This is a genomic window from Ruminococcus sp. 1001136sp1_2201st1_G3_2201SCRN_220225 (assembly GCF_040924365.1).
In the GTDB taxonomy this organism is placed as follows: Bacteria; Bacillota; Clostridia; order Lachnospirales; family Lachnospiraceae; genus Blautia_A; species Blautia_A faecis.
This window is the reverse complement of sequence record NZ_JBCOME010000028.1, coordinates 1-19,381: the sequence shown is the minus strand read 5'-3', so window position 1 is coordinate 19,381 and position 19,381 is coordinate 1. Positions and strand designations below refer to the sequence as shown.

Annotated in this window: 17 protein-coding genes and 5 pseudogenes; 16 read left to right on the top strand and 6 right to left on the bottom strand. The window is 40.8% G+C overall.

The genetic code is table 11. The features are described from left to right. Nucleotides 1–98 precede the first annotated feature (98 nt). Both mnmE and mnmG read left to right on the top strand, forming a co-directional pair. Nucleotides 99–1,472: a tRNA uridine-5-carboxymethylaminomethyl(34) synthesis GTPase MnmE gene (gene mnmE / locus AB5642_RS10485; RefSeq protein WP_173718492.1), complete on the top strand. Its 1,374-nt coding sequence runs from the start codon at nt 99–101 to the stop codon at nt 1,470–1,472. A gap of 146 nt (nt 1,473–1,618) precedes the next feature. Beyond that, on the top strand, nt 1,619–3,502 hold the full coding sequence (gene mnmG / locus AB5642_RS10480) for a tRNA uridine-5-carboxymethylaminomethyl(34) synthesis enzyme MnmG (protein WP_173718491.1): 1,884 nt from the start codon (nt 1,619–1,621) through the stop codon (nt 3,500–3,502). Nucleotides 3,503–3,536: 34 nt separating this feature from the next. Here the strand turns inward: mnmG and AB5642_RS10475 are convergent. Beyond that, nucleotides 3,537–3,638 (bottom strand): annotated as a pseudogene (locus AB5642_RS10475) (DUF6783 domain-containing protein); the annotation flags it as partial. On the opposite strand from AB5642_RS10475, the gene AB5642_RS10470 reads away from it, so the two are divergent. Then, nucleotides 3,597–3,728, top strand: coding sequence for a DUF6783 domain-containing protein (locus tag AB5642_RS10470; RefSeq protein ID WP_308768470.1), 132 nt, complete (start codon nt 3,597–3,599; stop codon nt 3,726–3,728). The pseudogene AB5642_RS10475 and the gene AB5642_RS10470 overlap by 42 nt on opposite strands. 98 nt (nt 3,729–3,826) lie before the next feature. Next, complete coding sequence (gene rsmG, locus AB5642_RS10465; RefSeq protein WP_173718490.1) at nt 3,827–4,561, top strand: 16S rRNA (guanine(527)-N(7))-methyltransferase RsmG; 735 nt, start codon at nt 3,827–3,829, stop codon at nt 4,559–4,561. Between the two features lie 75 nt (nt 4,562–4,636). Here the strand turns inward: rsmG and AB5642_RS10460 are convergent, their stop codons facing one another. Then, nucleotides 4,637–4,717 (bottom strand): DUF6783 domain-containing protein, encoded by an 81-nt coding sequence (locus AB5642_RS10460; protein WP_368371588.1) that lies wholly within the window; start codon nt 4,715–4,717, stop codon nt 4,637–4,639. 130 nt (nt 4,718–4,847) lie between these two features. Here AB5642_RS10460 and AB5642_RS10455 point away from each other — a divergent pair, with 130 nt between their 5' ends. From AB5642_RS10455 to AB5642_RS10435, 5 genes and pseudogenes are all read left to right on the top strand, one after another. Next, nucleotides 4,848–6,014: an ABC transporter ATP-binding protein gene (locus AB5642_RS10455; protein WP_173718489.1), complete on the top strand. Its 1,167-nt coding sequence runs from the start codon at nt 4,848–4,850 to the stop codon at nt 6,012–6,014. A 3-nt stretch (nt 6,015–6,017) separates the two neighbouring features. Then, nucleotides 6,018–6,881: an ABC transporter permease subunit gene (locus tag AB5642_RS10450; protein WP_173718488.1), complete on the top strand. Its 864-nt coding sequence runs from the start codon at nt 6,018–6,020 to the stop codon at nt 6,879–6,881. A gap of 13 nt (nt 6,882–6,894) precedes the next feature. Next, the gene (locus tag AB5642_RS10445; protein ID WP_173718487.1) at nt 6,895–8,433 is read left to right on the top strand and encodes a GldG family protein; all 1,539 of its coding nucleotides are present in this window, start codon (nt 6,895–6,897) and stop codon (nt 8,431–8,433) included. Then, nucleotides 8,433–10,451 carry a DUF4340 domain-containing protein gene (locus AB5642_RS10440; protein WP_173718486.1) on the top strand — a complete coding sequence of 673 codons (2,019 nt, stop codon included), beginning with the start codon at nt 8,433–8,435 and terminating at the stop codon, nt 10,449–10,451. The genes AB5642_RS10445 and AB5642_RS10440 overlap by 1 nt, the downstream gene beginning before the upstream one ends. A gap of 199 nt (nt 10,452–10,650) precedes the next feature. Then, nucleotides 10,651–10,746 (top strand): annotated as a pseudogene (locus tag AB5642_RS10435) (DUF6783 domain-containing protein); the annotation flags it as partial. On the opposite strand, the pseudogene AB5642_RS10430 reads toward AB5642_RS10435, so the two are convergent. Next, nucleotides 10,708–10,797 (bottom strand): annotated as a pseudogene (locus AB5642_RS10430) (DUF6783 domain-containing protein); the annotation flags it as partial. The pseudogenes AB5642_RS10435 and AB5642_RS10430 sit on opposite strands and share 39 nt — an antisense overlap. Next, nucleotides 10,764–10,919 (bottom strand): DUF6783 domain-containing protein, encoded by a 156-nt coding sequence (locus tag AB5642_RS10425; RefSeq protein WP_368361764.1) that lies wholly within the window; start codon nt 10,917–10,919, stop codon nt 10,764–10,766. The pseudogene AB5642_RS10430 and the gene AB5642_RS10425, both read right to left, overlap by 34 nt. Here AB5642_RS10425 and AB5642_RS10420 point away from each other — a divergent pair. Together AB5642_RS10420 and AB5642_RS10415 are read left to right on the top strand one after the other, a co-directional pair. After that, a complete protein-coding gene (locus AB5642_RS10420; RefSeq protein ID WP_368361763.1) occupies nt 10,884–10,976 on the top strand; it encodes a DUF6783 domain-containing protein in 93 nt (30 codons plus the stop codon). The two genes, AB5642_RS10425 and AB5642_RS10420, sit on opposite strands and share 36 nt — an antisense overlap. 464 nt (nt 10,977–11,440) lie before the next feature. Next, a pseudogene (locus AB5642_RS10415) lies at nt 11,441–11,575 on the top strand (DUF6783 domain-containing protein); the annotation flags it as partial. Here AB5642_RS10415 and AB5642_RS10410 read toward each other — a convergent pair. Further along, a pseudogene (locus tag AB5642_RS10410) lies at nt 11,522–11,635 on the bottom strand (DUF6783 domain-containing protein); the annotation flags it as partial. The pseudogenes AB5642_RS10415 and AB5642_RS10410 overlap by 54 nt on opposite strands. A 261-nt stretch (nt 11,636–11,896) precedes the next feature. Continuing rightward, nucleotides 11,897–12,850: an alpha/beta fold hydrolase gene (locus tag AB5642_RS10405; protein WP_173718485.1), complete on the bottom strand. Its 954-nt coding sequence runs from the start codon at nt 12,848–12,850 to the stop codon at nt 11,897–11,899. A 1,523-nt stretch (nt 12,851–14,373) separates the two neighbouring features. Here AB5642_RS10405 and AB5642_RS10400 point away from each other — a divergent pair. The 5 genes from AB5642_RS10400 to AB5642_RS10380 all read left to right on the top strand — a co-directional run bounded on the left by AB5642_RS10400 (nt 14,374) and on the right by AB5642_RS10380 (nt 19,275). Continuing rightward, nucleotides 14,374–15,141, top strand: a complete 768-nt coding sequence (locus tag AB5642_RS10400; RefSeq protein WP_148463060.1) for a ParA family protein — start codon at nt 14,374–14,376, stop codon at nt 15,139–15,141. Next, nucleotides 15,141–16,142: a ParB/RepB/Spo0J family partition protein gene (locus AB5642_RS10395; protein ID WP_173718484.1), complete on the top strand. Its 1,002-nt coding sequence runs from the start codon at nt 15,141–15,143 to the stop codon at nt 16,140–16,142. Before AB5642_RS10400 ends, AB5642_RS10395 begins: the two co-directional genes overlap by 1 nt. Nucleotides 16,143–16,151: 9 nt before the next feature. After that, complete coding sequence (locus AB5642_RS10390; protein WP_118580781.1) at nt 16,152–16,676, top strand: DUF4446 family protein; 525 nt, start codon at nt 16,152–16,154, stop codon at nt 16,674–16,676. Between the two features lie 243 nt (nt 16,677–16,919). Continuing rightward, a complete protein-coding gene (gene serS, locus AB5642_RS10385) occupies nt 16,920–18,212 on the top strand; it encodes a serine--tRNA ligase (RefSeq protein WP_148463062.1) in 1,293 nt (430 codons plus the stop codon). A 190-nt stretch (nt 18,213–18,402) separates the two neighbouring features. Then, entirely contained in the window at nt 18,403–19,275 is an 873-nt protein-coding gene (locus AB5642_RS10380) for a DUF3881 family protein (protein WP_173718483.1), read from the top strand. Nucleotides 19,276–19,381: the final 106 nt, after the last annotated feature.

The following is a 19,381-nucleotide window of genomic DNA, read 5'->3' as shown; positions in this document are numbered from 1 at the left end:
TTCCCTGGAGTAACTTTTTTTGTATAATAAAATGATATGAGTGTCAAAAGATGTGTTAAGTTTATAATTTGGATTGTAATTTACATGGAGGAAATCACATGAATACAACGATTGCAGCGATATCTACTGCTGTGAGTGCTTCGGGAATCGGAATCATCCGAATCAGCGGCCCGGAAGCCATGGACGTTATATCCCGCATTTACCGTTCCAAGGGCGGGAAAAAGAAAATTAAAGAAGTGCCCACCCACACCATTCATTATGGTTATATTTATGATGGAGAAGAAGCGGTGGATGAAGTTCTGGTCATGGTTATGCGCGCCCCCAAAACATTCACAGGAGAAGATACCGTGGAGATTGACTGTCACGGCGGTGTCTATGCCATGAACCGGGTTCTGGAAACGGTTTTGAAAAACGGCGCCAAGATTGCCGGACCCGGAGAGTTTACCAAGAGAGCTTTCCTGAACGGCAGACTGGATCTTTCCCAGGCAGAGGCAGTTATGGATGTGATCCAGGCGAAGAATGAATATGCGTTGAAAAGCTCCATGAGTCAGCTGAAAGGTTCTGTACAAAAGACCATCAAGGAGATTCGAAGCGACCTGATCTACGAGATTGCTTTTATCGAGTCTGCTCTGGATGATCCGGAGCATATCAGCCTTGAGGGATATCCACAGAAATTACATGGAATCGTGGAAAAAGAGCAGAAATCCATCGAAGAGCTGTTGAAAACTTCCGCAGATGGCAAGATCATCCGGGAAGGAATTGAGACGGTTATCGTGGGTAAGCCAAATGCAGGTAAGTCCTCCCTGTTAAACCTTCTTGTAGGGGAAAATAAGGCCATTGTAACGGATATTGAGGGTACTACAAGAGATATTCTGGAGGAGTATATTACTCTTCATGGAATTACGCTGAAAATTGTGGATACGGCAGGTATCCGCGAGACAGAGGATGTGGTGGAGAAAATCGGTGTTTCCAGGGCACGGGAGGTTGCAAAGGGTGCAGATCTGGTGTTATACGTAGTAGACAGCTCTACAACGCTTGATGAAAATGATGAAGAAATCATTGAAATGCTGAAAGACAGAAAAGCAATTGTACTGTACAATAAAACAGATCTTGCTTCGGCTGTGAGTATGGAGGCATTAAAGGAGAAAATCAACCATCCTCTCATTCCGATTTCTGCGAAAGAGGAGACTGGAATTGCCCAGCTGGCGGATACCATTAAGAGTATGTTTTTCAGTGGGAAAATCTCTTTTAACGATGAGGTTTATATTACAAATGCCCGTCACAAAGAGGCACTGGAAGAGGCAGCAGACAGCCTTGCAATGGTAAAACAGAGCATCGAGGATGGCATGCCGGAAGACTTCTTTTCCATTGATCTGATGGCTGCTTATGGAAGCCTTGGAAAGATCACAGGAGAGGAAGTTGGGGAAGATCTGGTGAATGAGATATTTAGTAAGTTTTGTATGGGTAAGTAGTGGCAGAGGGACGCGATTTGGCAAATGATATTCCACGCAGGTCGTCGCAACGCTCCTGAAATGACCTGCTTAGGAATATCAGTTGCCGAATCGCTGTGCACTGGTTAGGATAATATATGAATGAGTGTGTTATAGAGGAGATAAAAATGAAACATTTAGAGGAGAATTATGACATAGTAGTGGTCGGTGCTGGACACGCTGGCTGTGAGGCAGCGTTGGCTGGGGCGAGACTGGGAGTGAGTACGATCATGTTTACGGTAAGTGCAGAGAGTATTGCGCTGATGCCTTGTAACCCAAATGTAGGCGGTAGTTCAAAGGGACATCTGGTCCGCGAGTTGGATGCTCTTGGTGGAGAGATGGGAAAAAATATTGACAAGACTTTTATTCAGTCTAAAATGCTGAACTGTTCCAAGGGTCCGGCAGTGCATTCCCTTCGTGCTCAGGCTGATAAGCAGGCTTACAGTAATGAAATGAGAAAGACGTTGGAGAATCAGGAGAACCTGACCATCCGCCAGGGAGAGGTTACCAAGCTTCTGGTAGAGGATGGCAAGATCACAGGTGTGAAGACGTATTCCGGCGCTGTCTACCATTGTAAGGCGGTAGTTTTGTGTACTGGAACTTATCTGAAAGCACGCTGTATTTACGGTGATGTAAGCAATTATACAGGTCCAAATGGACTGCAGGCAGCCAATTATCTGACTGATTCTCTGAAAGAACTGGGAATTGAAATGTTCCGTTTCAAGACTGGAACACCTGCCCGAATTGCAGGAAATACCATCGACTACAGCAAGATGGAAGAGCAGTTTGGGGATGAGAGAGTAGTGCCATTTTCTTTTTCCACAGATCCGGAGGATGTGCAGATCGAGCAGAAATCCTGCTGGCTGACTTATACCAATGAGACTACCCATGATATTATCCGTGCCAATCTGGATCGTTCCCCGTTGTATTCTGGTATGATCGAGGGAACTGGTCCACGTTATTGCCCGTCTATTGAGGATAAAGTAGTTCGTTTTGCAGATAAAAAAAGACATCAGGTGTTCATTGAGCCAGAGGGAATGTACACAAATGAGATGTACATTGGCGGTATGTCCAGCTCTTTGCCGGAAGATGTGCAGGAGGAAATGTACCACAGCGTATCAGGCCTTGAGCATGCAAAAATTGTGAAGAATGCTTATGCTATTGAGTACGATTGCATTAACCCAAGACAGCTTTATCCAACGCTGGAGTTTAAGAAAATTAAAGGTCTTTTCAGTGGCGGGCAGTTTAACGGAAGTTCAGGTTACGAGGAGGCAGCAGCCCAGGGACTGATCGCTGGTATCAATGCAGCCATGGAAGTGCTGGGAAAAGAGCAGCTGATCCTGGATCGTTCTGAGGCTTATATCGGTGTTCTCATTGATGATCTTGTTACAAAAGAGAACCATGAGCCATACCGTATGATGACCAGCCGTGCTGAGTACCGTCTCCTTCTTCGCCAGGATAATGCGGATCTGAGACTTCGTAAAAAGGGCTGGGAGGTAGGTCTTGTAGATGACGAAACCTATGCAAAAGTAGTAGAAAAAGAACGCTTGATAGCGGAAGAAATCCAGCGTGTGGAGAATACAAATGTGGGTATGACAGAGGCAGTTCAGAGCCTTCTGGAAAGCAAAGGAAGCACACCACTTAAGTCAGGAATCAGTCTTGCAGAGCTGATTCGCAGACCGGAGCTTTCTTATGCAGATGTGGCTCCTATTGATAAGAACCGCCCTGAACTTGCCTGGGATGTGCAGGAGCAGGTAAACATTAATATTAAATACGACGGCTATATCCGTCGCCAGATGAAGCAGGTAGAGCAGTTTAAGAAGCTGGAAGCCAAGAAGATCCCGGAGGATCTGGACTATGAGAAAGTAAAGAGCCTGCGTATTGAGGCACGGCAGAAACTGGAACTTTACAGACCTGTTTCCATTGGACAGGCATCCAGAATTTCCGGCGTTTCACCGGCGGATATTTCGGTGCTGCTGGTTTATATGGAGCAGTATGGGAAAAATCGTTAATAAAGGCGCATTTTTGCGCTTACGCAAGTAATAATCATATGCCAGAGCCTGTTTGAAAAATCGTTCCCGCAATCTGCACGCCCCACTTTGCGGTATATTTCATCCGAATTCGGTTGCCGTAGCCCGCTGCAGCGCCCTCATCCGGGTGAAATCTCCCACAAATTGTGACGTACATCTTGCAGAAAGCCTTTTTCAAACACGCTCTAGCGGATTTCACCTTCGTTAAAAACGCACCTGAAATGACCTGCTAAGAAATATTACTTGCAAAAACGCTGTGTATTAAGCAACTGGAAAGTAAGTAGTTTGAGGTATAAGGAGACATATATGGAATACGATTTAACACTCTTTGAGAAAGGACTAGAAGAGCTTGGAATTGCTCTGTCCCAGGAGCAGAAGAAGCAGTTTATCACTTATTATGAGTACCTTGTAGAGAAAAATAAGGTAATGAATTTAACTGCAATTACCGAGTACAACGAGGTAATTTTAAAGCATTTTCTTGACAGTTTATCTATCGTAAAAGTAGGAAGTTTTGACCAGAAAAAGCTGCCGGGAAAGTCCGTGATCGACATCGGAACCGGCGCTGGTTTCCCTGGAATCCCGCTGAAAATTGCTTTTCCGGAGCTTAAAATTACCCTTCTGGATTCTTTGAATAAAAGGGTGAATTTCCTTAATGAAGTAATCGAAATGCTTGGTTTAAAAGACGTAACAGCGCTTCACGGAAGAGCCGAAGACTACGCGAAACAGAAGGAACACAGAGAAAAATACGACTTCTGTGTCTCCCGTGCAGTAGCCAATTTAAGCACCCTTTCCGAGTATTGTATCCCCTTTGTAAAAGAAGGTGGCAGCTTTATTTCCTACAAATCCGGCAAGATAGACGAGGAACTTTCCCAGGCTGAAAATGCCGTAAAAATCCTCGGCGGCAAAGTCCAGAATGTAGTGAAATTTCCCCTTGTGGACACGGATATGGATCGTTCTTTCGTTGTGATCAAGAAGATGAAACCGACCGCTAAGAAGTACCCAAGAAAGGCTGGCTTGCCGGCAAAGGAGCCGCTGGCGTAGGATATATGTTAATATTAAGATAACATAGGTTCTGTCTCAATCACTTTCAAAATACGGGCAGTTATGGAATTGTCTTCATCGCGAAGAGTTTGTCTGAAAAAACATTCCCGCAATCTGCACGTCCCACTTTGCGGAATGTATTTTATTTTGGGACACACTTCCAACACAAAATAATCACATATTTCTCACATAATTATCTAAATTTCCTCACAGGTTGCACATAAAATAATCATAGATAGATGCATGGGATAAGCCATGCATCTGCAACTTGAAGGAGGTAAGAAACTTGATTGAAGTAAAAAATCTGGTAAAACGCTACGGCGATCATACCGCTGTAGACCACCTTTCTTTTGAAATCGAGAAAGGCAAGATTTATGGTTTTCTGGGCCCCAACGGCGCCGGAAAATCTACGACCATGAATATGATAACCGGCTATATTGCATCCACCGAGGGAACAGTAGTCATAGACGGTCATGATATTCTGGAAGAACCTGAGGAGGCAAAAAAATGCATCGGATATCTACCCGAAATGCCGCCCCTTTATTTTGATATGACCGTTCTGGAATATCTGAAATTCGTAGCAGATCTGAAGAAAATTCCTAAAGATAAAAAAGCCACTATGATCGAAGAAATCATGGACATGGTAAAGATTACCGACATGAAAAATCGTCTGATCAAGAACCTTTCCAAAGGTTACAGACAGAGGGTTGGTATTGCGCAGGCTGTGCTTGGTTACCCGGAGGTTATTATTCTGGATGAGCCGACTGTCGGCCTTGACCCAAAACAGATCAACGAAATCCGCGATCTGATCAAAGGCCTGAAACAGAAACACACCGTTATCCTCAGCTCCCATATTTTGTCCGAAGTCAGCGCCGTCTGCGACTACGTGCTGATCATTTCCCATGGAAAACTGGTAGCCAGCGATACCCCTGAGAATCTGGGAAAACTGGCAGCAGGCTCCAACAATCTGAACCTGCTTGTAAAGGGCCAGAAAGACACTATCAGAGCCGCTCTGGAGGCCGTAGAAGGGGTAAAAGAGGTTACGGTAAAGAAAAGCCCGGAGGAAGGCGTATACGCCATTACAGTGGGCACCGAAGAGAATATGGATGTGCGTGAAAAAGTATTCTACAGTATGGTAAATGTCGGTTGCCCGATTCTTGAAATGCAGTCTAAGAAAGTTTCTCTGGAGGAGATATTCCTTGAACTTACAGAGAGCGAGAAAAAAGATAAAGATGCGTCAGAAAAAAAGTCCGGAAAATCTTTCTTTAAGACGGCAGCAGATGCTGAGAAGTATTTGAATGATAAAAACGAAGATACTGTCCCTGATAATGGATTTGAAGAAAAAGGCTTTGATGAATCGGGCGAAGTATCCGACGATGTGTCAGATAATGGACTGTCTGGTGATAAACAGAATAGTTTTGTCGCATCTGAGAAAGAAAAGGGGGAAGAGTAAACCATGCTTGCTATTTATAAAAGAGAGTTGAAGAGCTACCTGACTTCCATGGTCGGCTACCTGTTTATGTTTTTTGTGTTGCTGATCGCAGGTATTTATTTTTCAGCGTACCAGCTTTCTGCTGCTTATCCGAAATTTGAATATACTTTAAATGCCATGACCTTTGTGTTTCTGATTGCAGTGCCGATCCTGACCATGCGTGTACTTGCTGAGGAAAGAAAGCAAAAAACGGACCAGCTTCTGCTTACCTCTCCGGTATCTGTATCCGGCATCGTAATGGGAAAATATCTTGCACTTGTGACTATTTATGCAATCCCCATTGCGGTTCTTGCAACTTATCCGCTGATTATGTCGAAGTTCGGAACCGTTGCATTTGGTTCCGCGTACACAGCACTCCTTGGATTTTTCCTTCTGGGAAGTGCAAACATTGCAATCGGTGTATTTTTCTCAGCAATCACTGAGAGCCAGGTAATTGCAGCAGTTCTTACCTTTGTATTTTTATTTGCTTTTTATATGATGAATGGAATTTCTTCTTTTTTCTCAGAGACGGCAATGTCTACGTGTGTGACATTTGGCATTCTGATCATAGCGCTTAGCCTTATGATTTACAGTATGATAAAAAATGCAGTGATCTCAGGTGCTGTCTGCGTGATTGGAGAAGTGGCACTGGTGATTATTTATGTTGTAAAATCCAGCGTGTTTGAAGGAGGAATCCAGAAGGTTCTTGAAGTGTTTAACTTAAGTTCACACTTTGAAAACTTTACAAACAGTATTTTTGATGTGACTGGAGTTCTTTATTTCCTGTCCGTCATTGCCATTTGTATATTCCTTACCATGCAGACGATTTTGAAGAGACGTTGGAATTAAGGAGGTGGGGAAAATGTTTTTTAAGAAGAAAAATGATAACAATATTGACAATAACGATAAAAACGTAATTAATATCGAAAGCGTCGAAAATAATAACAATAATAACAAAAAAGAAAAACGAAAATTTAAAGACAGTATTAATAAAAAGTACTTGAAAAATGGAAGCTACAGTTCTGTTATGATTGTTGTTTTCGTCGCTATCATTATTGTTATAAATATGATTGTCGGAAATCTTCCTTCAAAGTATACGCAGCTGGATATCAGCTCCGAGAAACTTTACACCATCGGTGATGAGACAAAAGCGATGCTGAAAGATCTGGACAAGGATGTAACCATATATCAGATCGCCCAGAGCGGAAGTGAGGATGAGACTATCAGTAATCTGCTTCAAAGATATGCAGATGAATCTGATCATATTAAGGTGGAACAGAAAGATCCAGTGGTCAATCCTAAATTTGTCAGTGAATACACCAGTGACAACCTTTCCTCTAATAGCTTAATTGTTGTATGCGGAGACAGAAATAAGGTTGTAAATTATAACAATATTTACGAATCTACAATGGATTACAACACATACAGTTATCAGACAACAGGATTCGACGGCGAAGGTCAGATAACAAGTGCCATCGCATATGTAACTAGTGAAAACCTGCCGGTATTGTACACATTAGAGGGACATGGAGAGCAGGAACTTGATTCTACGATCAAGGAAGATATTGAGAAAGCAAACATGGAAATCAAATCCCTGAATCTGCTTACAGAGGGAAGCGTTCCAGAGGATGCCAGTTGTCTGCTGATTGATTCTCCTACAACAGATATCTCAGAGGATGAGAAGACTGCATTGATCGATTATCTGGAAAATGGTGGAAAAGCAATGATTTTCTCCGATTACACAGGAGAAAAAATGGAAAACTTTGATGCAGTGCTGAAAAACTACGGCGTAAGCAGAGTAGATGGTCTGGTATTTGAGGGTGATGCACAGCATTATGCCGCTCAGATGCCTTACTATCTGGTTCCAACTGTAAACAGCACAGATATTACATCTGATGTTGCTTCTTCCGGATATTACATCCTGATGCCGTATGCACAGGGAATCCAGAAATCTGATGACGTGAGAGACACTGTAAATATTGAAAGCCTTCTTACAACTTCCGACAGTGCATATTCAAAGACAGATTTGAACAGCGGTTCTCTTGAAAAGGAAGACGGTGATGTGGATGGTCCATTTGACCTGGGTGTCAGCATTACAGAGACTGTAGATGATGATAAAGAGACTCATATTATTTATTATTCCACATCAAACCTGCTACAGAGCCAGATCAATCAGATGGTTTCTGGTGGAAATGAGAAACTTGTGATGACTTCTTTAAGTTCTCTGGTAGACACAGAAGACAGTACAACAGTCTCTATCCCATCAAAGAGCCTGGAAGTATCTTATCTGACTTTGACAGCATATGATGCAAGCTTCTGGAAAATCTGTACCATTGGTCTGATTCCTGGAGCATTCCTGTTGATTGGATTTATGATTTGGTTAAAGAGGAGAAAAGCCTGATGAAGAAAAAATCAGTAAATCTTATTACAGCAGTGGGCGTTTTGGTTGTCCTCAGCGGCGCATACGTAGGCGTAAAAGCCTACGTAGCCAAGCAGGAGGCCGCGGATACCGAAAGTGCGGAGGAAGAAAATCCGGAAATTATTTCCATAGCGTCTGCTGATGTAAAATCAATAAAATTTGTAATTGATAAAAAAGAAGTTACCTTTGAAAAAGATGGAGATTCCTGGGTAAAAAGTGATGAAACTGATTTTCCGGTAGATCAGGATAAAATCGACACACTGGTAAGCTCCCTGAATTCTATAAAAGCGGAAAGAACACTGGAAAATGTGGAGGATGCATCAGAGTATGAATTGGATCAGCCGGAGAACACGATCACGGTTACCACAGAAGATGGGGAAACGACAGTAATCCAGCTTGGAATGGAGAATGATTCCACAAGTCAGGAATACATTGACTTGAACGAGGATTCTTCTACGGTTTATGTAGTAAGCAATTCCACGTTTTCTTCTTTTGAAGGAACTTTGTACGACTTTGCAAAAAGCGGCGTTTTCCCAACTGTGGATTCCTCTACGGTCAGCAAAATTTCTGTAGAAGGAAAAGATTCTTCCTATGTCGTAGAGAAAGATGAAAATAATTTCTGGAATATTACTGGTGATGGAGAGACTGAGAAAGCAGATTCCGCGAAGGCCACTTCCTTAGCCAGTGCATTATCCAGTATGGCTTATTCGAGCTATGTAAACTATAACTGTGCGGAAGATGAATTCTCTCAGTATGGATTGGATAAGCCGTATGCAGAGATTACAGTGTGTTATCAGGAAAAAGTTAAGAAAGAGTCCACTGATGATGAAAACGAGGCTGAAAATGGCGATGAGGAGGTCTCAGAGGCATCTGAGGATGAGAATCAGGGCGATGAAACGGCGGATTCTGAGACTGATGGAAGCGAAAGCTTAGATGAAGATGCGGATTCTGAGACAGATGGAAACGAAAGCTCAGATGAAGATGTGGATGTGGCAGACGCAGAAGCTGTAGAAAATGAGAATACAGATGAAACAGCAGATGACAACGTCGAAGCAGAAGATACAGATGTAACTGAATCAGATGACGAGGCTGGGGTGGAAACTACAGATACTGAGTCCGCAGAAAGTTCTGAAGATTCAGAACCGGAAACTGAAATGGTTGACAGAGAACTTGTAATTCAGGTTGGAGATCAATCTTCAGATGGTGGAAGATATGTTCGGGTAAATGATAGCAACGAAATTTATACAATATCCGAGGATTCTCTTGATACTTTCCTTGGAAAAACAAATGCTGATTTCTGGGATTTGACAGTAAGCTATTTGTCTGTAAATAATCTGGATACTCTGGATGTGAATTACGGAGAAAAAGATTATATCGTAAATGTTTCACGTGAAACATCTGAGGATGAAAACGTAGAAACATCGGATAATGAGACGGAAGATGAAGATACAACAGATAATACCAGCAGTGATGTTGCCGACGGCAACGATGTAGAGGGAAATGCTGCTGATGATAACACTTCATCAGGTGATTTGACCGACGAAGATACTGAAAATACAGATGACAGTTCTTCTACTGCAAGTACCACAAGCTCAACCGGTGTAACCTTATCTTATACACTAAATGGAAAAGACCTGGACAGCACAACATTTACAACGTTCTACAATAAGCTGATCAACATGACAGCGCAGAAACGTCTGACTGATGAATTTAAGTCCAATGAAGATCCGGAAATGACTGTGAAATTTACAGATATAGATGGCAATGAAATGGAAGTGGAGTATTATTCCTATGATACAAATTACTATGCCGCTGTTATAAACAAAAAAGTATATCTGGTAAATAAAATGACAGTAAAAGAACTGTTTCAGGCATTTGAATCTGTAACTGGTGAGAAAGAGGAAAACGAAAACGCTGAGACAACAGATCCTGAAACAAATGCTTCTACAGATAATGCTGAAACAGAAACGACAGAGGCTTCAGAGGATGCTGAAGAGTAGTAGCTGAAAAAATGATTAAAAAAGATCCTTGCCTGTGAAAAAAACAGGACAAGGATCTTTTTTGCTGTTTGGAAAAACTGTTGAATTGCCTGTTGCATAAGAATTCTACTGGATATGAATATGCGCGTACATCGTTTTGCAAATAACGATATCAATCAAGCTGGATGCGTGAAGTTGAAGGTGCGGATGGAAAAAATGTGTGGCGGGCTACGCCCGAGCGTGTCTGAAAAATCATTCCTGCAATCTGCACGCCTTGCTTTGTTATATATCTTATTCGGATTCGGTCGCTGTGGTTCACTACAGCAACTGAATTTAAGTTAAAGCTCCTGTGAATTGTGGCATGCATTTAAAAATCATTCCTGCAATCTGCGTGCCAAATTTTGTGGTATATTTTGTCCGAATTCGGTTGTCGCAGCTCGTTACGACGCCCTCATCCGGGCAAAATCTCCTACAAATTATGACGCACATCTTGCAGAAAGCCTTTTCCAAACACGCTCTGGTCCGCTGACATTTCAAATGGTATGAAATATGTAATTAACGTTGGCTATTTTGTCTGTTTGAATTTCTATATGCATTGTTTTTGAAAATAAAATTTTAAAAACCTTTGAATTTTACTCATATGGTTTTACATTAGCCGTCTATATAAAAAGTCCGAAAACAGAAACTTTGCTTTTGCTTTCTGAAATATTACGGTAAATATAAAATGTAATAATAACTTTTATAAAATAAAAACCTACTAAAACATACAATAAAGTCCAATAAATAACACTTAACGACACGATGATACAACAAAGACCTATTTAATGTACTTTGAACAACAAAACAGGCAAATGAATCGTAAAAATCCTCTGAAAAATATATTGTTATGTAAAAATATACTTTTAAACAATTCTAATTAAAACAAAAAGATTGTATAAAGATAAAATGGAACAGCGCATAATTGAAAAAATAACAAAATAACAACAAAACAATACGAAAAGAGTTCTGAGATGTATTTGAAAATCATTTCTCAATCCACACCCCCCACTTTGCAGTATATTTTACCCGTAGTTGGGTGTGTCGTAGCACGTTGCAGCACCTTCATTCTGGCCAAATCTCCCGCAAATTGTGGCGCGCACCTTGCAGAAAGCCTTTTTTAAACACTCTCTGGGATGTATCAAAAAACATTTTCGCAATCCGCACACCTTACTTTGTGGTATATATTCCTGAATTTGGCTGCCATATTCGCTACGGCAACCTCATCCTCATCCTGGTCAAAGTCCCACAAATTGTGACGTACATCTTGTAGAAAGCTTTTTTAATATGCTCTGGAAATATAGAAAGAACAGGAAAAGCATAAAGCATAATAAATTATTATTACAAAAACAAAAAAACTTCGGGATTATATTATACAATCTCGAAGCTTTTTATTCTGCTTTGAAGGCATATCTATATCTTTATTTTAATTAAAAGAATGCACCAACCTGCTCAAGAAATGCTTCTACATTCTCAATATGTGGAAAATGCTTGGAACATGGAATGGTTGCTGACTCAATTGCTGGATTTACTTTCTGATAAGCTTCTACAATTGCAGCACCATTTGGCTCATCTTCACCTTCTACGATATAAATGCTGTTATCAATTGATTCTACAGCATGGCGAATGTTGATATTCATATATTTAGCACTTTGGCTGGAGTATAGGCATTTTGCATAATAACCACCTTTGTGCGCAGCTTCATAATATGCATCCAGGACATCTTTGTCTACATGGAATGGATTATAATAAAGCTTATCAAGGAAGAAATCATTAATTGTTTCACGTGAAACAATTATATGGTAGATAAAGGTTCCAAATATAGGCAGTTCGATAAAGAATTTGAATAATTTATCCTTTTTTGTGGTAGTTTGGGCAAGAGAAATCATGCTTACCGGATTAATAAACATGATTTTATTAATGCTTTCTTTATCGTAAGCAGCGGCAGTAGTAACAAATGAACATGAGAAACCACTTGCAATGATGTCGGTTTTCTCTTTAATTACATTTTTTATAAAATCGCAGATGATTTGTACGAAAAGAAAATTTGTATATGTAATTCCAGCTTTTTCCGAACGTCCGCAACCTAATAGATCAAGGGTATATACGGTGTGCTCTTGAGCAAGTTGATCCTCAACACGAGACCATTCGTATCCACTGGCTCCAGGCATTGTATCATGAATAAGAAGAAGAGGAGAGCCTTTTCCCTTCTTGGTATAATAAATTTTTCCGAAACGCCAATTATAATAGTTGTGATTGGAAAAATCAAGCATTTCTTTTAACTGGGAAGAGGCAACAATTACTCTATTGGTGAGATGGATGACACCAGCGGCAATCGTAGTCAACGCGGCCAGAGTCAGAATTTTATGTTTAGTGTCTTTCATTTTATAGAGGACCTCCTTTGGGTTTGTATGTATATTATACGCCAAAGAGGCTGATTTTACAATGTTTTTTGACGTATAAATGGGAATTGACAGAATACTGGGCTACTGTTCACTTCGTTCACAGTAACACGCTTTGCGATGCACAGAAAGACGAACCTTCTTGTGACAAGCACAAGAGGTAGCGTTTGCTGCGCAAACTTAATTCTCGGGGGTTCTGTGAATTTTTTTCACAAAAAACATCTCGCGGAGCATCACTGGTGAACAGCAACAATACTGATTGCTACTCATTTCGTGACCAGTAACATGCTTCACGAAAAAAGACATATTATTTGCTTTTGATAACCTGTTTAGATATGGTTGATATTTCGCGGTTTTATTGGCTTTACCAAACCTATAACTTATTTAATGTGTTGGTCGTTATCCCGGACGCGATTTCACAATGTATATTCACCGCCGCGCGTCGCAACGTTCCGGCAAGCTAATGACTAACTGCGACTAAGACGCTCAGGAGAGCCTTCGCGCCTAAGTCTCCGTAAGTCATGGATCTCACCTCCACTAAAACCGCTCCTGAAATGCGCGGCTTGCGAATATACATTGCAAAATCGCTTGATGCTGGAAAGGGAAGAAAGAAACAGTAACGATAACAACGGGAGTGGGGGAAGTAATTGGTATCCCGCAACTTTATTGTTTTTTGCAAATCTATCGTTGCCAAGAAAGTGTAGGGAAAACAATCACTCCCCCTCCCCTCTTCATTAAAAGTTCTTATCAACCAGCAAGTCTCAGCCAGTACACAGCATTTGGGCAATGTGTATTACTCCAGCGAGCCATTTCAGGCGCGCTCTTAGCGTAAGCGAAATTCAGCGCTTACGTAGACTTATGCGTGAGGGCTCTCCCGAACGCATTAGTCGCAGTTAGCGATTAGTTTGCTGGAGCGTTGCGCCGGCGAGTGAGTAATACACATTGTCCAAATGCGTCCGCATTGAAGAACTTTTAATCAACTAAATAGCAATAGAAAATAATAATAATTTTTTATATGTTGACTTCCAACAAATACATTCCAAAAAATGTTTAAAATCCCACAGTTAGGGTTATAATTAATAAGAAGATAAAAATAGACAATATTTTTATGAAAAGAAATGCCATTTTCTATGTTTCACGTGAAACATTATGTGGCGAGATAAATTTAAAAGTGTTATAATAGCAATAGTTATATGATAAGATTGCAGAACCTGTAGGATGGTGGTGTAATCTATAAACTTTGGTTATTGTGTGCAATTAAAATTTGCAAAATGTTTCACGTGAAACATTTTTATGTAATAAGAAATTCTGTTAAAATTTTCTATTGCATAAAAAGCCCTACCAGGTAGGATTACACTGTGGCAGAAAGTTAGATGGCGCTCGAGGTGCCCCGCCGTAGGTGGAGAATCCTGCAAGCAGGCTTCTTTTTTACAATTAAACATGTTGCTTTTTATAAAAATGTTGTGTGAACAGTAACCTAAATAATATGAAAGGGAGGGTTGATATTGGGCAGAACGATTGCGGTTGCTAATCAGAAAGGCGGCGTTGGCAAATCTACCACAGCCATTAATCTTTCTGCATGCCTGGCAGAACAGGGAAAAAAGGTTCTGACAATTGACATGGATCCTCAGGGAAACACTACCAGTGGATTAGGTGTTGATAAAAATGAAGTAGAAGATACCTTGTATGAACTTCTGGTAGGACAGTCCGATGTTGAGAAGACGATTGTCAAAGATGTAGTAGAAAATGTAGATTTGATACCATCAAATGTAAATCTGTCTGGCGCAGAGATTGAGCTTGTTGGTATTGATAATAAAGAATACATATTGAAAGAGATTACTGACAAAATAAAGAATAATTATGATTATATTATTATTGATTGTCCCCCATCTCTGAATATGCTTACTATTAATGCACTTACTGCTGCGACATCTGTTTTGGTTCCGATTCAGTGTGAGTACTATGCATTGGAAGGATTATCACAGCTGATACATACTATTGATCTGGTAAAGGACAGGCTGAATAATGATCTTGAGATTGAGGGCGTTGTGTTTACTATGTATGATGCCCGTACAAATTTATCGCTACAGGTAGTAGAGAATGTTAAGGAAAATCTTCAGCAGAATATTTACAAGACCATTATTCCGAGAAATGTCAGACTGGCAGAAGCTCCAAGTTACGGACAGCCGATTACTCTTTATGATCCGAGATCCACAGGAGCAGAAGCTTATCGCCTTCTTGCGGAAGAAGTGATAAACAGGGAGGTTGAGTAATGGCAGTTAAAAAGAAAGGTCTTGGAAGAGGTCTGGATGCTCTTTTCCCGGAGAAGTCAGTGAAGCCAGCTGAAAAAAAACAGGAGCAAAAGCCAGTTGCCACAAATGAAAGCTTACATCAGCAGGAAGAAGGTTCTTTGAATGCTTCAGCAGTGAAGAGTGCTGCAGAAACAAAAGATACAGCACAAGCTGCAGTAGTTGAAGAACCGAAGAAATCTGAAATGCTTGTGAAGATTTCAAAGGTAGAGCCAAACAGAACTCAGCCACGCAAGCAGTTTGATGAGGATGCTTTATTGGAATTATCTGAATCAATTAAGCAGTTTGGCATCTTACAGCCACTTCTGGTTTCGAATAAAGGCGATTACTATGAAATTATTGCGGGCGAGAGAAGATGGAGGGCAGCCAAACTTGCCGGATTGAAAGAAGTTCCGGTAATCATTAAGGAATTTAATGATCAGCAGGTAGTTGAGATTTCCCTGATTGAAAATATTCAGCGGGAAGACTTAAATCCAATAGAGGAAGCGATGGCCTATAAGCGCCTGATCGATGAATTTAAGCTGAAACAGGATAATATTGCAGAACGCGTTTCTAAGAGCAGAACTGCAGTGACTAATTCCCTTCGCCTTTTGAAATTGGATGAAAGAGTTCAGCAGATGCTGATTGATGAGATGATTTCAGCTGGGCATGCTCGTGCAATTCTTGCAATTACAGACAAGGATAAGCAGACAAGTGTGGCAATGAAGGTTTTTGATGAGAAATTAAGCGTTCGAGAGACTGAAAAACTGGTAAAACATATTGTGGAGCCACCGAAGAAAACTCAGAAGACGGTAAATACAGCTGAAGATGCGATTTACGAGAGTCTCGAGGAGAAAATGAAGGGCATTATGGGAACCCGGGTTTTTATCCACAGAAAGAAAAATAATAAAGGTAAAATTGAAATTGAATATTATTCCAGAGATGAACTGGAAAGAATCATTGAGTTGTTTGAATCAATAAGATAAGGAGAGTGCATGAGCAGTATTTTTGACAGCCTGGGAATTGACCCGGGTATCATTATTATTTTACTGCTGATTCTGACCATCGTTCTGGCGGTGAATGTATTCAGCAGCAAAATGAGGCTTAGCCGTTTGGAACGTAAATACAAAATGTTCATGAAAGGCAGTGACGCACAATCTCTTGAGAAAGTTTTTGTACGAAAATTCGCCCAGATTGACCGCCTTTATGAAGCAAAAGAGGATCATGAGCACGACATCAGCTTTATCAAACATCATTTGGAATCTATGTTCAGCAAATATGGAGTTGAAAAGTATGATGCGTTCGATGATGTAGGCGGAAAACTCAGTTTTGCACTGGCTTTGTTGGATCAGGATAATTCCGGAGTAATTTTGAATGCAGTACACAGCAGAGACAATTGCTTCCTTTATCTGAAAGAAATTGTAAAGGGAGAGTCCTATGTAATGTTGAGCCAGGAAGAACTTGAAGCCCTTAGAAAAGCTGTAAATTTTGGCTTGGAAAATATTGAAAAAGATGAGTAAATTGGTTGCTGCGAACAGTTGGTAAAAAATGAATATAAGTCATAAAAAAACAGCGAAAAATGACAAAATTGTTATAAAAAATAAATAATAATGACAATATTGTTATAAAACGAAAAACAAAACAGATACTTGCCATAAAAAGAGATATGAAAAAATAAAACAGATACTTGCTGCAAAAAGAGATATGGAAAAATAAAACAGATATTTGCTATGAAAAAAAAAGTATCAGTACAGGAGGAAGACATGTTAGACATCAAATTTGTGAGAGAGAACCCGGAAATCGTAAAGCAGAACATCCGCAATAAATTCCAGGACAGCAAACTGGAGCTGGTTGACAAGGTTCTGGAGTTGGATAAGGAAAACCGCGAGATCAAACAGGAAGTAGAAGCTCTTCGTGCAGAGAGAAATAAAATTTCCAAACAGATTGGTGCTCTTATGGGCCAAGGAAAGAAGGATGAAGCAGAGGAAGTTAAGAAACAGGTTGCAGCTTCCGGTGAGCGTATTGAGGAACTTTCCAAGAGAGAGAAAGAAGTTGAGGAAGAGCTTCTGAAGGATATGATGGTAATCCCGAATATCATTGACCCATCTGTACCGATTGGTAAAGATGACAGCGAGAACGTTGAGATTGAGAAATTTGGTGAGCCTGTTGTTCCGGATTTCGAAGTTCCGTATCATACAGAAATCATGGAAGCTTTTGACGGAATCGACCTTGATAGCGCAAGACGTGTTGCTGGTAATGGTTTCTATTATCTGATGGGGGATATCGCAAGACTTCATTCTGCAGTTATTGCATATGCACGTGATTTCATGATTAACAGAGGATTCACATACTGTGTACCGCCGTTCATGATCAGAAGTAACGTTGTTACAGGTGTTATGAGCTTCGCTGAGATGGATGCCATGATGTACAAGATCGAAGGTGAGGATCTGTACCTGATCGGAACCAGTGAGCATTCTATGATTGGTAAATTTATTGACCAGATCATTCCGGAAGAAGAGCTTCCAAAAACTCTTACAAGTTATTCTCCATGCTTCCGTAAAGAGAAAGGTGCTCATGGACTTGAAGAGAGAGGCGTTTACCGTATCCACCAGTTTGAGAAGCAGGAGATGATCGTAGTTTGCAATCCAGAGGACAGCAAGATGTGGTTTGACAAACTGTGGCAGAACACTGTTGATCTGTTTCGTTCCCTGGATATTCCGGTTCGTACACTGGAATGCTGCTCTGGTGACCTGGCAGACCTGAAAGTGAAATCCCTGGATGTTGAAGCATGGTCTCCAAGACAGAAGAAATACTTTGAGGTAGGAAGCTGCTCCAACCTTGGTGATGCACAGGCACGTCGTCTGAAAATCCGTGTAAACGGAAAAGATGGCAAGAAATATCTTGCTCATACTCTTAATAACACAGTTGTTGCTCCGCCAAGAATGCTGATCGCGTTCCTTGAGAACAACCTGAATGCAGATGGAAGCGTAAATATTCCAGTTGCCCTTCAGCCATACATGGGTGGAATGACAAAAATTGAGAAAAAGTCCAAATAATTGGACTTAAAAACAAAATAGTATAAAAATACCGAAAATGGGACTTTGATCTGAAACAGTAATAGATTAAAAGTAAATGATCTGAAAATAGTAATAGTCAAAAGTAAGGTATCAGATGATCCGGAGAATATCTGAATATCTGAAAAATTGTTTGATTTGCAATAAGACTGCTTAACAGGGAGGTGATAATGTGCATAGTTATTTAAGAACTGTTGGCTTTTCAAAGGTAAAGTCACGTAAAGAAATGCAGGAAATCATTCAGGATGTGATAAATACTTACGATGAGAAAATTGCAGTGGAGAATCATCCGGATGGAGTTTTTGTACAATATTCCAAGAATTATGGCTGTGACTGTGGAATAACAGTCTGTGGACAGTATGATGAAGACAATGAGTTTCACGTAGAATATTCATTTCCGTTTTTTCGCGGCACAGGAATCACCTCTCAGGAGAGTGTAGTCGTGGAGAGACACGCAGAAAAAGAGTCTTACGCAGGGGCGTGTGATGACATGCGCCTTGGCGTGACTTTGATCTTTTATCTTCAGAATCCTGCAGAATATATGCTGGAGAAGTATAAGGGGAATATGCGTGAAGGACAGCCACTGACGATTACAGGACTGGCAAGAGAAGGGAAGATCCTTTTTCCGGTTCAGAAAGATAAAGAAGCTGTAAAAGTAGAGCGGGAGCTGACAAAAAACCGCAATAATCTGATCGCGGCTGCCAGAAATGGTGATGAAGAAGCTATGGAAGACCTTACAATGGAAGATATGGATATGTATTCCATGATTTCCGAGCGTATTGTCACAGATGATGTGCTGACAATTGTGGATACCTGTTTTATGCCTCATGGAATTGAATGTGACCAGTATAGTGTGATGGGCGAAATCGTGGATTTTGTGAATTTTAAGAACATTCTCACTGGTGAGAAACTGTGCCAGATGACCATCGAGTGCAATGATATCCAGTTCGATGTGTGTATAAACTGTGCGGATCTGCTAGGAGAACCGGCTGTGGGACGCAGATTTAAGGGGCTGATTTGGCTGCAGGGGCAGCTGCATTTTTAGACGAATCTTTAGATTCGTATTCATAGACTAATTGATACGTGAACAATCGGTGTCAGGACAGAGAAAAAAACAGCTTACCATCTATTGATAGCTGCCCTTTTCTCTG